Source organism: Sorangium sp. So ce426 (assembly GCF_051475585.1).
GTDB lineage: Bacteria > Myxococcota_A > Polyangia > Polyangiales > Polyangiaceae > Sorangium > Sorangium cellulosum_B.
Genome location: NZ_CP150341.1, coordinates 4,530,350 through 4,543,243 on the forward strand (window position 1 = coordinate 4,530,350; position 12,894 = coordinate 4,543,243).

11 protein-coding genes are annotated in these 12,894 nt (G+C 71.8%); 9 read left to right on the forward strand and 2 right to left on the reverse strand.

The window, feature by feature from the left end:
* Nucleotides 1-389 precede the first annotated feature (389 nt).
* The 6 genes from rpsB (at nucleotide 390) to WMF44_RS16875 (ending at nucleotide 8,402) form a co-directional block, all read left to right on the forward strand.
* Entirely contained in the window at nucleotides 390-1,226 is an 837-nt protein-coding gene (gene rpsB, locus WMF44_RS16850) for a 30S ribosomal protein S2 (protein WP_437301571.1), read from the forward strand.
* A gap of 272 nt (nucleotides 1,227-1,498) precedes the next feature.
* Nucleotides 1,499-2,449 (forward strand): translation elongation factor Ts, encoded by a 951-nt coding sequence (gene tsf / locus WMF44_RS16855; RefSeq protein WP_437300134.1) that lies wholly within the window; start codon nucleotides 1,499-1,501, stop codon nucleotides 2,447-2,449.
* 9 nt (nucleotides 2,450-2,458) lie between these two features.
* Nucleotides 2,459-3,403 carry a polysaccharide deacetylase family protein gene (locus WMF44_RS16860; RefSeq protein WP_437300135.1) on the forward strand — a complete coding sequence of 315 codons (945 nt, stop codon included), beginning with the start codon at nucleotides 2,459-2,461 and terminating at the stop codon, nucleotides 3,401-3,403.
* A 90-nt stretch (nucleotides 3,404-3,493) separates the two neighbouring features.
* Nucleotides 3,494-4,846 carry a hypothetical protein gene (locus tag WMF44_RS16865; RefSeq protein WP_437300136.1) on the forward strand — a complete coding sequence of 451 codons (1,353 nt, stop codon included), beginning with the start codon at nucleotides 3,494-3,496 and terminating at the stop codon, nucleotides 4,844-4,846.
* The gene (locus tag WMF44_RS16870) at nucleotides 4,843-6,864 is read left to right on the forward strand and encodes a hypothetical protein (RefSeq protein ID WP_437300137.1); all 2,022 of its coding nucleotides are present in this window, start codon (nucleotides 4,843-4,845) and stop codon (nucleotides 6,862-6,864) included. Before WMF44_RS16865 ends, WMF44_RS16870 begins: the two co-directional genes overlap by 4 nt.
* Before the next feature lie 542 nt (nucleotides 6,865-7,406).
* Complete coding sequence (locus WMF44_RS16875; protein ID WP_437300138.1) at nucleotides 7,407-8,402, forward strand: hypothetical protein; 996 nt, start codon at nucleotides 7,407-7,409, stop codon at nucleotides 8,400-8,402.
* A gap of 46 nt (nucleotides 8,403-8,448) precedes the next feature.
* Here WMF44_RS16875 and crcB read toward each other — a convergent pair whose 3' ends face one another.
* Complete coding sequence (crcB, locus tag WMF44_RS16880; protein ID WP_437300139.1) at nucleotides 8,449-8,832, reverse strand: fluoride efflux transporter CrcB; 384 nt, start codon at nucleotides 8,830-8,832, stop codon at nucleotides 8,449-8,451.
* A gap of 89 nt (nucleotides 8,833-8,921) precedes the next feature.
* Here crcB and WMF44_RS16885 point away from each other — a divergent pair, with 89 nt between their 5' ends.
* A complete protein-coding gene (locus WMF44_RS16885; RefSeq protein ID WP_437300140.1) occupies nucleotides 8,922-10,496 on the forward strand; it encodes an ATP-binding protein in 1,575 nt (524 codons plus the stop codon).
* A gap of 229 nt (nucleotides 10,497-10,725) precedes the next feature.
* Here WMF44_RS16885 and WMF44_RS16890 read toward each other — a convergent pair whose 3' ends face one another.
* Nucleotides 10,726-11,571, reverse strand: a complete 846-nt coding sequence (locus tag WMF44_RS16890; protein WP_437301572.1) for an ABC transporter ATP-binding protein — start codon at nucleotides 11,569-11,571, stop codon at nucleotides 10,726-10,728.
* Nucleotides 11,572-11,751: 180 nt separating this feature from the next.
* Here WMF44_RS16890 and WMF44_RS16895 point away from each other — a divergent pair, with 180 nt between their 5' ends.
* Together WMF44_RS16895 and WMF44_RS16900 are read left to right on the forward strand one after the other, a co-directional pair.
* The gene (locus WMF44_RS16895; RefSeq protein ID WP_044965043.1) at nucleotides 11,752-12,039 is read left to right on the forward strand and encodes a hypothetical protein; all 288 of its coding nucleotides are present in this window, start codon (nucleotides 11,752-11,754) and stop codon (nucleotides 12,037-12,039) included.
* A gap of 15 nt (nucleotides 12,040-12,054) precedes the next feature.
* Nucleotides 12,055-12,888 carry a CheR family methyltransferase gene (locus tag WMF44_RS16900; protein ID WP_437300141.1) on the forward strand — a complete coding sequence of 278 codons (834 nt, stop codon included), beginning with the start codon at nucleotides 12,055-12,057 and terminating at the stop codon, nucleotides 12,886-12,888.
* Nucleotides 12,889-12,894 lie beyond the last annotated feature (6 nt).

Below are 12,894 nucleotides of genomic sequence, written 5' to 3' on the forward strand. Positions count from 1 at the left end.
CACGGGTGACCGCGCGGGCACCTGCGTGGATGGCTGCGGCTGCGCGGACGACCGCGCGGAGACACACGCAAACACACGGAAATTGTGCACGCCGAGGCGGCGGCTTCATCGCTTGACAAGCGAGGCCCCTCGGGGTAGCAAACCGCCCCCCTTCTTGCGGTCTCGTGACGAGGGGGACAGCGGAGGCTGAATCCTCGCCTTCGCTGCCGCAGAACCGAATCCACACGCTCTCCTGGCACCCACGGCATTCCGCGGCCCGGTGCCCCAGCAGCACGGACGCTCCTGTCCGCGCCTGGGGTTGGTCGCGGGAGGGGGAGCGGCGGACCAACCGAAAGGGCACTGCCGTGACCGATACCAGCTTCTCCGCATCCGTCCCCGCGGCCGACACCATGCAGGCCGTTGCCCCCCAGCCGGGGGATTTCCCGCTTCCGCTCCGCTCGCTGCTCGACGCGGGCGTGCACTTCGGCCACCAGACGAAGCGCTGGAACCCGAAGATGCGGCCGTTCATCTACGGCGCGCGCAACGGCATCCACATCATCGATCTCGACCAGACGACGCGGCTCTTCAAGCGCGCGTACGACTTCCTGACGGACGCCGTCGGTCGCGGCGGCCACGTGCTGTTCGTCGGCACGAAGCGCCAGGCGCAGGACATCGTGCAGGAGGAGGCCCGCCGGGCGGGCATGTACTTCGTCACGAACCGCTGGCTCGGCGGCACCCTGACGAACTTCCGGACGATCAAGCAGGGCCTCGATCGCCTGCGCACGCTCGAGCGCATGAAGGAGGATGGCACCTACGAGCAGCTGCTCAAGAAGGAGGTCGTCCGCCTCGAGAAGGAGCGCGAGCGGCTCGAGAAGTACCTGGGCGGCCTCAAGGGCATGGGCGGTCTCCCGGCGGCGATCTTCGTGATCGACCCGCACCAGGAGTCCATCGCGATCAGCGAGGCGCGCAAGCTGAACGTCCCGGTCGTGGCCATCACGGACACGAACTGCGACCCGGATCTCGTCGACTTCGTGATCCCCGGCAACGACGACGCCATCCGCTCGATCCGGCTGATCACGGCCCGCGTCGCGGACGCGTGCGTCGAGGGCGCGCAGCGCCGCAAGGATCACGGCGAGGGCGGGCAGCAGGGGGCGGGCGGCGGTCGCGGCCAGCGCGACGAGATCAACGTCTACCAGGGCGGCCGCGGCGGCCGCGGCGGCGGTCCGCGCCAGCAGCAGGCGTCGTAGCGCGGCGCGAGCCGCGACGGAGCGGCCCCAGCGCTCGGGCGGCGCGGTGACGACGACGTCGCCGCTCGCCTGGGCGGTATGGCAGCCGTGAGAGAGCAGAGAGGGCGCAGGGACAGAAATGAAAATTTCACGCCTCTGCGCCTTCTGTGCCTCTGCGGTTCGACCCGCCCTCGCTCGGGCCGTTCGTGCAACAGCAGTCGGACGTGTGGTGAACGGGGGCCGCTCGGCGCGGCCTCTTCCTATCTAGGTTTCAGGTTGAAGGAGAAAGAGCCATGGCCGGCATCAATGCGCAGGCGATCAAGGAGCTTCGTGAGCGTACCCAGGCGGGGATGAGCGACTGCAAGAGCGCCCTCACGGAGGCCGAGGGCGACATGGAGAAGGCGGTCGAGATCATCCTGAAGAAGGGTCTCGCGAAGAGCGCCAAGCGGGCCGGCGCGTCCGCCACCGAGGGCGAGGTCCGCGCGGTGGTCGCGGCCGACCGGCGCAGCGCGACGATGGTCGAGGTCAACATCCAGACCGACTTTGCCGCCCGCAACGACGCGTTCCGGCAGTTCGTCGGCGACGTGCTCGCGGCGGTCGAGAAGGCGCCCGACGGCGCGGACGCGGCTCAGCTCTCGATCGGCGGCAAGTCGATCGCCGACACGGCCACCGAGCTGACCGCGCGCATCGGCGAGAAGGTCGCGGTGCGCCGCTGGGATCGCGTGTCGATCCCGGCGGGCAAGCACGGCGTCGCGCACGAGTACGTGCACCTCGGCGGCAAGATCGGCGTGCTCGTGGCGGTCGAGGCGTCGAGCCAGGCCGTGGCGGAGCACCCTGCGGTGCAGAAGTTCGTCGAAGAGACGGCGATGCAGGCCGCCGCGATGAGCCCGCTCGTCCTCCGTCGCGACGAGGTCACGGCGGAGCTGAAGGCCAAGCAGCAGGAGATCTTCGAGGCGCAGCTGCGCGAGGATCCGAAGCCGAAGCCGGAGGCGGCGTGGCCGAAGATCATCGAGGGCAAGTTCAACAAGTGGTACTCGGAGGTCGCGCTGCTCGAGCAGGAGTCGGTGGAGGCGGCCTCGCGCGGCGAGAGCGGCCAGACCATCGAGAAGCTCCTCCAGGCGGCGTCGAAGGCGGCCGGCGGCGAGCTCACGCTCACGCGCTTCGTGCGGTACGAGCGCGGCGAGGGCATCGCCAAGAAAGAGGACGACTTCGCCGCCGAGGTGGCGAAGATGGCCGCGAGCTGACGCGGTCCGATGCGGGGGCGCCTCGCCGCCGTCTCGATCGACCTCGACGAGGTCCCGAACTACTTCGCCATCCACGGGCTCGCCGTCCCGGATCGCTCCGGGGCGGCGGCCGCGCTGAGCGCCGTCTACGACACGGCGCTGCCGCGCATCGCTGATTTCGCCTCTTCCCACGGCATCCCGGTCACGCTGTTCGCGATAGGCCGCGACCTCGCGCGCCCCGAGAGCGCGGCGGCCTTGCGCGCGCTGAGCGACGCCGGCCACGCGGTCGAGAACCACTCGTACGGGCACCGCTACGACCTCTCGCGGCTCCCGCGCGCCGCGATCGCGCTGGAGGTCCTGCTCGGCGCCGAGGCCATCGTGGAGGCGGTCGGCCGGCGTCCGACGGGCTTCCGCGCGCCGGGGTACACGGTGAGCGACGCGCTGTTCGACGCGCTCGACGCGGTCGGGGTCGCGTTCGACTCCTCGGTGTTCCCCTGCCCGCCCTACTACGCCGCGAAGGCGCTCGCGATGGGCGTGCAGCGGGTGAAGGGCAGGGGGTCGTCGGCGATCCTGGACACCCCGCGTGTGCTCTCGGCGCCGCGCCGGCCGTACCGGCCGGGGCGGCCGTGGTACCGGCGTGGCGGCCGGCGCTTCGTCGAGCTGCCGATCCAGGTGACGCCGGGGCTCCGGCTGCCGGTCATCGGGACGAGCGTGGCGCTGGCGGGCGCGGCGGGCGCGCGGCTCCTGGCGCGCGCGTGCGCAGGGGAGGCGCTCGTGAACCTGGAGCTGCACGGGATGGACTTCCTCGACCGGAGCGACGGCCTCGAGGCGCTCGCGCCGTTCCAGCCGGAGCTCCGGGTGCCGCTGGGTCGGCGGCTCGAGGCGCTGGGAGTGTTCGTGGAGGAGCTTGCGCGGAGGGGAGCGAGCTTCGTGCGGCTGGACGAGGCGAGCCGGGAGCGCGGGCTCATCACCTGATTCGGCGTCACCTGACCACGTGTTGATGGGGCCCCGGTCACGTCCCTGAATTTCCTGCCGAGCATCGTACCGTCGGGTACCTTCCCGGGGATGGAGTTCGAGCGCCTCCAGGACCTCTACAACCGCTGCAACCCGGACGAAGCGCTGTCGCCGGGCGACGACCGCAACGTGGACATCGACCACCGGGGCGTCCGTGGAGCGCACTGGACGAACAAGCTCGCGCGCCAGATCGAGCTCTCCAGAACACCGGTCTGCCAGCTGTTCACCGGCCTGCGTGGCACGGGGAAGAGCACCGAGATACAACGCCTGGCCGCTCGCCTCTCCGATCCGAAGCGGCGCAACCTGCTCACGGTCCTCATCGACGCAGATGACGTCCTCGACCTCACCGTGGAGATCGACATCTCGGACGTGCTCGCGCTCGTTCTGCAGCAAACCGAGCGTGCCGTCCTCGTCGCGGAGGGAGGCGACGCGGCCGATGCCCTGACCGATGGGCCTCTCGGGCGGCTCTGGGCGTGGCTCTCGCGCACCGACGTGGAGATCGGCAAGATCACTGCAGGTATCGACGCGGGGGCGAAGGCGGGTATCGCGGGCGCGAGGGCGGGCATCGAGCTCAACCTCAAGACCAACCCGACCTTGCGCCGCCGCGTCCGCGACATCGTGGGCACGCACCTGTCCACCTTTGTCCGGTTCGTGCACGACGAGCTCCAGGAGCTCGATTGGCGCGCGCGCAAGCTCGGGCGCACCGGGATCGTCATCCTGTTCGACTCGCTGGAGAAGCTCCGGGGCACGAGCCTCACCTGGAAGCCAGTGCTCGAGAGCGCCGAGCGCATCTTCTCCACCGGCGCGCCTTACCTCCAGCTTCCGGTGCACGTGCTCTACACGATCCCGCCGGCGCTCGCGCGGCGCATGGTCGACGTGTCGTTCCTGCCGATGATCAAGGTCCGGGACGCAGAGGGAAGGCTTCACCCCGAAGGGGTCGAGGTCATCACCGAGCTCGTGAAGAAGCGCATCGATGAGGTCGCGCTCGACGAGATCTTCGGCAGAGCCGCGCTCCGGGACCGGATCCGCGCGATCGCGCTGTGGTCGGGGGGCTATCCCCGCGAGATCGTGCGACTGCTCCAGACGGTGCTCGAGCTCGATCGGTTCCCCGTCGACAGGGAGACGCTCGAGCGGGAGCTGCGCCGTGCGGGGAATGGCTACCGGAGCATCGTGTATGACAGCGGAGCGATCCCGTGGCTCGCGAAGGTGAACCGCACGAAGCAGCTCATCACCAACAATGAGCAGGAGCGCGAGGCCGCCGACCACCTGCTCCAGAACAACGTCATCCTCCGCTACTTGAATGACGACGAGTGGGTCGATCTTCATCCGTCGGTGGCCGGGATGCAGGAGCTCGCGGGTCCCTTCCCGGACGCGACGGACGCCACGCTGGAGAAGGGCGCATGACCGGCGCCGCGGGCGGCGAGCGCTCGCGGTTACTCCGGGCGCTCGCGCTCTCGCGTAGGTTCCACCTGTACCTCGCGCGGTGCGCGAGCCCTCGGGCGGCGGATCAGCTGGTGGAGGCGCTCTCCGACGAGCTCCCGCGGCTCGGGCGCGCCGAGGTCCGCCTCGTGCGGCTGGAGCCGTACAGCGGGCGGACGGAGGACACACCGCTCACCGACGGTGAGCTCGCGGCGCGTGTCCTGCTCCCGCTCCTCGATCCGCCCGACGAGCTCCGCAGCGCGATCCACCTCGTCGACGCGTCGCGCGTCAGGTATGCGGACATGGAGGCGTGGGCGCGGCTCTTCTCGCTCTGGAACGAGAAGCGCAACGTCCTCGGCCCATCCCATGGCGAGGTCGTGGTGGTGCTGCCGGTCGCGCTCGTGTCAGTGTTCGCGGCCGCGGCGCCGGACGTGTGGTCGATCCGCAGCGGGGAGTACGTCATCGAGGAGGGCGCGAGCGCGACCAGAGGCGGCCTGGAAGCCCGCGCGCAGGGATCCATCTCCTTCGTGGGTGCCGCGCGCGGGACCTCACCGTCACTGCCCGCGACGGTGCCGGGAAGCGTGAGAGGGCGTGTGGACGACGCGCTGCTGCTCCTGCGTGCCGCCTCGCCGCTTTCGCTCTTCGGCGGCGATATCGTGGTCAGGCCCTGGATCGACGACGTCCTCGCCGCGCGCTGGGCCGCCGATCCAATGGACAGCGATGCGAGCCAGCAGCCCGGGACATGGGGCGCTGCACCGTCCGCCCTGGCGCAGCGAGATTTGCGCCGGGCCGACGATATGCTCGCTGCGCGGTGCTTCGATGATGCAGAGGAGCTCCTCGCCCATCTGCTGGAGCGCGCCGCGGATGACCAGACGGAGCTGACAGCCGTCGCGCTCTCGGAGCTTGCCATCGCGGTCGCCGCGCAGGATCGCGCGGACGCCGCCGCGGTCCATGCGAGCCGGGCGCTCGCGCTCGTCGGCGTCGTCCCCGGCGGAGGGGGTGCCTGGGCGGCTGTATCGCCGTACGTGACCGCGTGGGTGCTGCGGGCCAACGCGCTCGTGCGCTGGTGCCTCGGTCATCTCGAGGTCGCGGAGCAGCTCGACCACGCGCTGGCCGTCGGGATCGAGGCGCCTGCCGAGGCCGCCCGGCGGTTTTATCGGCCCCTCGTCGCTCGATCGCGGCTCCTCCGGCTCGCCGAGCGCGGCCAGCTCGGCACGGCGCGAGAGCAGGTCCGCGCGCTGCTCGATTCCGGGCAGCGCACGGGCTCGCCCCGGAACGAGCCTGTGGCAGGGGAGGCGATCGCGCGCATCATCGTCGCGGATCTCGAGTTTCTCGCCGGCGACCTCGACGCGTCGATTCGCGAGCTCGATCGAGCTCGCGTCGAGGGCACGGCCTGGCCGGAAGAGCACGCGAGCCTCCCTCGCCGCTGCGAGGTCGCCACGGCGCTCGTCGAGATCGCTCGCGGAAACGAAGAGCGAGCCACGAAGCTGCTCGGGCGTCCGAGGGACCCACAGGCTCTCTCGCGCTGGAGGGAGCCCGAACCGGAAGGCGGTTTCCGGGCAGACGCCTTTCACGCGATGACATCCGGGGTCCTCGCGATGGTCACGGGGGATATTGCACGCGCCTGCGTGTGGTTCGAGAGCGCACGCGGCTTCATCGACGCCTGGGGTCGCCTCGGCCTGGACCGGCGATCGCGCCTGCGCGCGCGGCTCGTGGTGGAGCTGCTCCGGACCGCGCTCTGTCCTGACGGCGATCAGACCGAGGCGAGAGCGCGCGCTCTCGCCGGCCAGGCCGAGGCGCTGCTGGGCGACACGGCCGAGGATCACGTGAGCCGCGTGCTTGCCGTGGCGGCGCACCGCGAGCTCGCGCGGCGCCTCGCGAGCGCTGGCGCCGGTGACGCCCGCTCCGCCGCGCTGCGCGCCGCGGCGCTCGCCCAACCTCTCGGCGGCCTCGGCGTGCCCGCGTGGGACGAGCTACTCCGCGCTGCTGCGCGCCCGTCCTGAGCCTGCGGCGCGGCGGTTGCCGGCGATGAAGGGCAGGGGAGATGTATGACGCAATGCGTCGTGCGCGCGTCCCTGGCGCGTCGTGCGCGCGTTCCCGGCGCGTCGTGCGCGCGTCCCTGGCGCGTCGTGCGCGCGTTCCCGGCGCGTCGTGCGCGCGTCCCTGGCGCGTCGTGCGCGCGCCCGGGATCTCTGGCGCGCGAGGGTGACGGGCTTGCCGCACGCCGCCTCCGCGTCGTGCGCGTGTCCGGGCCGCCTGTGCGCGCGTCGCCCCGCGTTGTGCGCGCGCCCCGCGCCTGTGGTGCGCCGGCGCGACCGGGGTTGCGCGCGTTCCCTCGCCGGTCTCGCGCGCGCCGCCCGCCGTCGTGACGCCGTCGATCTTGCCTGGTCCGCGCGTCGCGCCCGCCGAGCGCGCCCCAGCCACCGACCCTGCGCCGCTTTCCCGGCCCCCGTGCATTCGTTCGGACTGGATCGTCGCGACGTGATCTTGCGCAGCGATGTGTTCGCTTTCCGTTCCTTGACGCTTTCCCGTAGCTTCCCCTCTCATGGCCACTTCCAAGACCAAGAAGCCCGCGCCGGCGACCTCGCCGGCCGAGGCACCTGTCGTTTCCACCACCACCCTCGACGCGCTCGCGCGGGAGCTCGGCCCCGCGGACGGCGCTTTCGCCGCGCGGACGTACGCGGGCATTCCCGAGGAGGACCTCGTCGCGGAGGGGACGCGCATCGATTCGCAGAGCCTCATCGATGACGTCCCTCAGTTCGTCGCCTCGGCGCGGCGCATCCTGGGCTCGCTGTCTGGGGCGCAGCGCGGCAAGGTGCGCATGCCCGAGGCGCTCCTGCCGTTGCTCGTCGCCGAGGCGGGCAGGCTCCAGGCGATGAAGCGGTCGCACGACGCGGCGGCGACCGAGGTCGCCGGCGCCCGGGCCGCGCTCGAGGTGCAGGGGCGGAGCGCGATGCGCGACGGCATCGCCGAGCGCGACCTCTGCTACGACGGCCTGCGCAACGCGCTCGGCCCGCGCCGCATGGCGCGGGTCGACGCCATCGTCGGGCGCGCGGATTCCCCCGAGAACCTCGCCAGGGGCCTCGAGGCGCTCGCGGCCTTCATCGACGAGACCCGGCGGGCCGATCCGCAGGACGCGCAGCTCCTCGAGGACTATGACGTCGGTGCCGAGTGCGCGGCCGCGCTCCGGACCATGGCGCAGCGGGTGCGCGGGACTGCCAGCATCCAGGTCGCCGCGGGGCGCCGGGTGACCCAGCGGGCGCTCGATCTCCAGGACGGCAGGGTCGCGGTCGTGATCGAGAAGATCCTCCGCGCCTTCAGGGCCGCGCGCCGGGTCGACGGGACCATCCTGGTCCCCGAGCTGAACAAGGCCGCGTGGATGTTCGAGACCCGCTCCGGCAACTCGGCCAAGAAAGCCCCGTCCGGCGGCGGCGAGGCGCCGAGCGGCACCGCGCCGAGCGGCACCGCGCCGAGCGACAGCGCGCCGGGCGGCAGCGCGCTGACGCCGGAGGCCACACCGAGTCCCGGCGTCGGCGGCTGATCCCCAGCCCCCGAGCCAGCGCTCCTCAGCGCCCGCCCCCACCGCGTCAGCCCGCGATGAGCCGCCTCGTGACGACCATCCCGAGGGCGCCGGCGAGCAAGCAAGCGACCAGCGTGATCGCGATGTTGGTGAGCCCCGCCGCCAACGACTTGTGCTCGATGAGGCGGATCGTCTCGTTGTTGAAGCTCGAGTACGTGGTGAAGCCGCCCATGACGCCGGTGCTCAGGCTGAGGCGGAGCGTCGGCGACAGGATCTCCGTCGTCGCGGCGACCTCTCCGATGGCGCCGAGCAAGAACGACCCGATCACGTTGACGGCGAGCGTCCCATACGGAAACTCGGCGCCGAGGCGCTGCTGGCACCACGTCGACAGCCCGTAGCGGGCGAGGGTCCCCGCTGCGCCACCGAGGCCGATCCAGAACCACCGATCCATTCGTTTCACCTTCTCGCTCGAGTCGCGATCACCGTGAACGGCGGCCGCGCCCTTGCGTCCTCGCCGCCGCTGGCCCAACGCTGGCGCGGGTGAAGCGCCGCTTCAACACGACAGGGCCGTGCCGCCCCGATCTGCACTACATGATCCCGGCCGAGAGCCGCCTGCCCGAGGCCCCTGGGCTCGTCGAGCAGATGGGCTACTTCGTCGTCCACGCCCCCCGGCAGACGGGCAAGACGACCGCCCTGCGCGCCGTCGCCGAGCGGCTCACGGCTTCGGGGCGGCACGCCGCCGTCCTCTTCTCCTGCGAGGAGGGTAGCGCCGCCGGCGACGACTACGGCTCCGCCCAGCGCGCTGTCCTGCGCGAGCTCACGCGCGCGGCCCAGATCGCGCTGCCCCCCGAGCTCCAGCCGCCCCCGTTCTCCCTCGAGGGCGACGAGGGCCTCCTCTCGGCGGCCCTCACCTCCTGGGCGCGCGCCTGCCCGCTCCCGCTCGCCCTCATCTTCGACGAGATCGACTCGCTGCGCGGCCAGGGCCTTCTCAGCGTCCTGCGCCAGCTCCGCGCCGGCTTTCCCAGCCGTCCCGACCACTTCCCCGCTTCGGTGATCCTCTGCGGGCTGCGCGATGTGCGCGACTACAAGGCTGCGAGCGGCGGCGATCCCGGGCGCCTCGGCACCGCGAGCCCGTTCAACATCAAGCTCGAGTCCCTGCGGCTCGGAGACTTCTCGGAGGAAGAGATCCGTGCGCTCTATGCCCAGCACACCGAGGACACCGGCCAGGTCTTCGTCGACGCGGCGCTCTCCCGGGCCTTCGAGCTCACCGCCGGCCAACCATGGCTCGTCAACGCCCTCGGCCGCGAGATCGTCGAGAAGATGGCCGTCCCGCCCAGCGAGCCCATCACCCGCGCGCACGTCGAGCAGGCCAAGGAGCGCCTCATCCTGGCCCGCGCTACCCACCTCGACTCGCTCGTCAGCAAGCTCGCCGAGCCCCGCGTGCGCCGCGTGCTCGAGCCCTTGCTCGCGGGGACGTACGAGGGCGGCGGCGACACGTACGACGATGACGCCTCCTATGTCCGCGATCTCGGCCTCGTGGCCCAGGGCAAGCCGCTGCGCGTCGCGAACCCCATCTACCGCGAGGTGATCGCCCGTGTCCTGTCCTCGTCGGCCGAGGAGCGGATCGATGCTCCGCCCGAGCGCTTCCGCCTGCCCGACGGCCGCCTCGCTTTTCGGCGCCTGCTCCGCGCATTCGCCGCCTTCTGGCACGAGCACGGCGAGGTGCTCGCCTCCGGGATGCCGTACCCCGAGGTCGCCCCGCAGCTCGTCCTGATGGCTTTCCTCCGGCGCGCGGTCAACGGTGGCGGCTTCATCGATCGCGAGTACGGCGTCGGCCGCGGGCGCATCGATCTGCTCGTCCGCTTCCCCTACCAGAAGCCCGACGGCTCCCGGGCCGTCCAGCGGCGCGCGGTCGAGCTCAAGGTGTGGCGCAAGGGTCAGAAGGATCCGCTCCGCGAGGGCCTCGCGCAGCTCGACGACTACCTCGCGCGCCTGCGCCAGAAGCGCGGGACGCTCGTGATTTTCGACGCGCGCGGGCGCCTCGCTAGAACCACCCCCCGGTTCTCCGAGGCGACGACGCCCCGCGGCCGCCGCGTCGCGCTGCTCCGCTTGTAGAGCGCCGTTCGAGCTCCGGTTCCAGGAACGAAGAGCGTAGGCCCGAGCAGAGGGTGTTCGTCGCGCGGCGTGGGGAGGGCCGATGTTTGAGCCTGGGACAGAGCCCCTCCGGCGTAGCCGGAGGGGCTCTGTCCCAGGCGAGTCCGGCGGGGTCCCCGCGCCGCGCGACGAACACCCTCTGCTCGGGCCGGGCAGCTCGGCAGGACCTCTCGTCCCGCGGCCCCCTTGGCTACTCCGCCGCCTTCCTGAACTCGATCACCCGCCCGCCCGTGCCGTCCGCGAGCGCGGGCCGGTTCACCCGCGACACCTCGTCCGTCGCCACCCCCGACGCCGCGATGAACTGGCGCGCCTGCTCGTTGTCGCCGTGCGCCAGCTCGTCCGGCGTCCCCGACGCGACGACCCGCCCCTGGATCACGAGGAACGCCTGGTGCGCGATGCGGAACGTGCTCGCCATGTCGTGCGAGATCACGACGCTCGTCACCTTGAAGCGCGCCCGCGTCTCCTCGATCAGGTCGTCGACCATCCGGCTCGTCAGCGGATCGAGCCCGCTCGTCGGCTCGTCGTAGATGAGGATCTCGGGCTCCAGCATCAGCGCGCGCGCAAGGCCCACGCGCTTGCGCTGCCCGCCGGACAGCTCCGACGGCATCCGGTCCTCCTTGTTCTCGAGGCCGAGCGAGTTCAGCATGCCCACGACCTTGTCGCGGATGTCCCGCTTCGACATGTGCTTCCTGTGCTCGCGCAGCGGGAACGCCACGTTGTCGAAGATCGTCAGCGAGTCGAGCAGCGCCGCGTACTGGAACACCATGCCGAACCGCTGGCGCATCCGGTTCATCTCGAAATCGTCGAGCGCGCCCATGTCCACGCCGTCGACCCAGATGTGGCCGGTGGTCGGCCGCTCGAGCCCGATGAGCAGCCGGAGCAGCGTGGTCTTGCCCGCGCCCGACCCGCCGATGATCACCGCCGTCTCGGTCCGCCGGAGGTGCATCGTGATGCCGTGCAGCACCTTCGTCGCCCCGAACGATTTCTTGATGTCGTCGACGAAGAGGTGATCCCCCGGCTGCCACCCCGGCGGCATCTTGCCCACCTGCTGCGCCTCCGGGGGGGCCCCTCGCGGGGGGGGCTGGCTGGGCGGCCTTCTCGACATCCGCACAGTACGGTACCACGGAGGGGGCCCCGCAGGACGCCGATCGCCTTGCATCACGGTAAGGGCGAGCACGTGCTTGACGCGGCAGGGCGCGGGACGGAAACGTTGCTCATGACCGACGACCTACTCAAGGCAGCCCTCGAGACCGCAGAGGCGAAGACCGACAAAGACGGCTGGGCCGAGCTCCCCGAAGGGCGCGTGCTCACGATCTACGCCGCGCACGACGGCGTGTCGCTCCCGGTGACCAAGATCGAGGCCGTGTCGAGCGCGGGCGGGCTCCTCAAGGCGCGCAGCACCAAGGGCGAGACGTTCGTGCTCGCGCTGAAGGACGTGTTCGCCATCGCCCTCGACGGCGGCGGCAAGGGAGCCCAGGCCAGGAAAGCCGGCTTCCTCGGCTGATCGCGGCGACCTTCGATGGCCCGATCGTCGAGAGCGGGAGCAGGTCCTGCGGCGCGGTCCGCCCAGCGGGCCGTCGACCTCGCGCTCGCCGAGCTGCAGCACAGGTTCGGCCTGGGCCGCAGCCTCGCCGCCCCGGGCTGGGTGCGCGAGCGGGTGCTCGCCGTGCTCAGCGCCGTGGCCGCGCGCCACGGCGTGTCGCCGCTCGCGGCCGCCGAGCGGCTGCGGGACGACAGGGAGGCCATCGAGGAGATCGTCAGCGCGCTCCGCGTCGGCGAGACGCGCTTCTACCGCGACCCGATCATCTGGGAGGCCATCGCCGCCTCGGTGCTGCCCAGGCTCCCGCCCGATCTGCCCATCGCCGGCCTCTCGGCCGGCTGCAGCACCGGCGAGGAGGCCTATACCCTGGCGATGGTGCTCGCGAGCGCGGGCCGCCGCTTCAGCGTGCTCGGGGTCGACCGCGCCGCTCCGGCGATCGAGGCGGCGCGCGAGGGCGTCTACTCCGCCGAGGCCGTCGACCAGCTCCCCCCGTCCTTCGTTCAGCGCTACTGTGAAGAGAAGGGCGGCGCGCTGCACGTCGGCCAGCAGCTCCGCGAGGTCGTGTCCTTCGAGGTCTGCGACCTGGTGCACGCCGTGCCGAGCGGCGGGTTCCAGATCATCTTCTTCAAGAACGTGCTCCTGTACCTCGCAGAGCCCGCCGGCGACGCGGTGGCGCGGCGCCTCGCGGCCGAGCTCGGCCCGGGCGGGCTCCTGTTCTCCGCCGCGAGCGAGGCGCCGCGCCTCTGCGGCGCCGGCCTCACGTCGGTCAAGGTGAACGCGCACGTCACCGCCTTCCGCGCCCCGGGCGCCTGAGAAAGC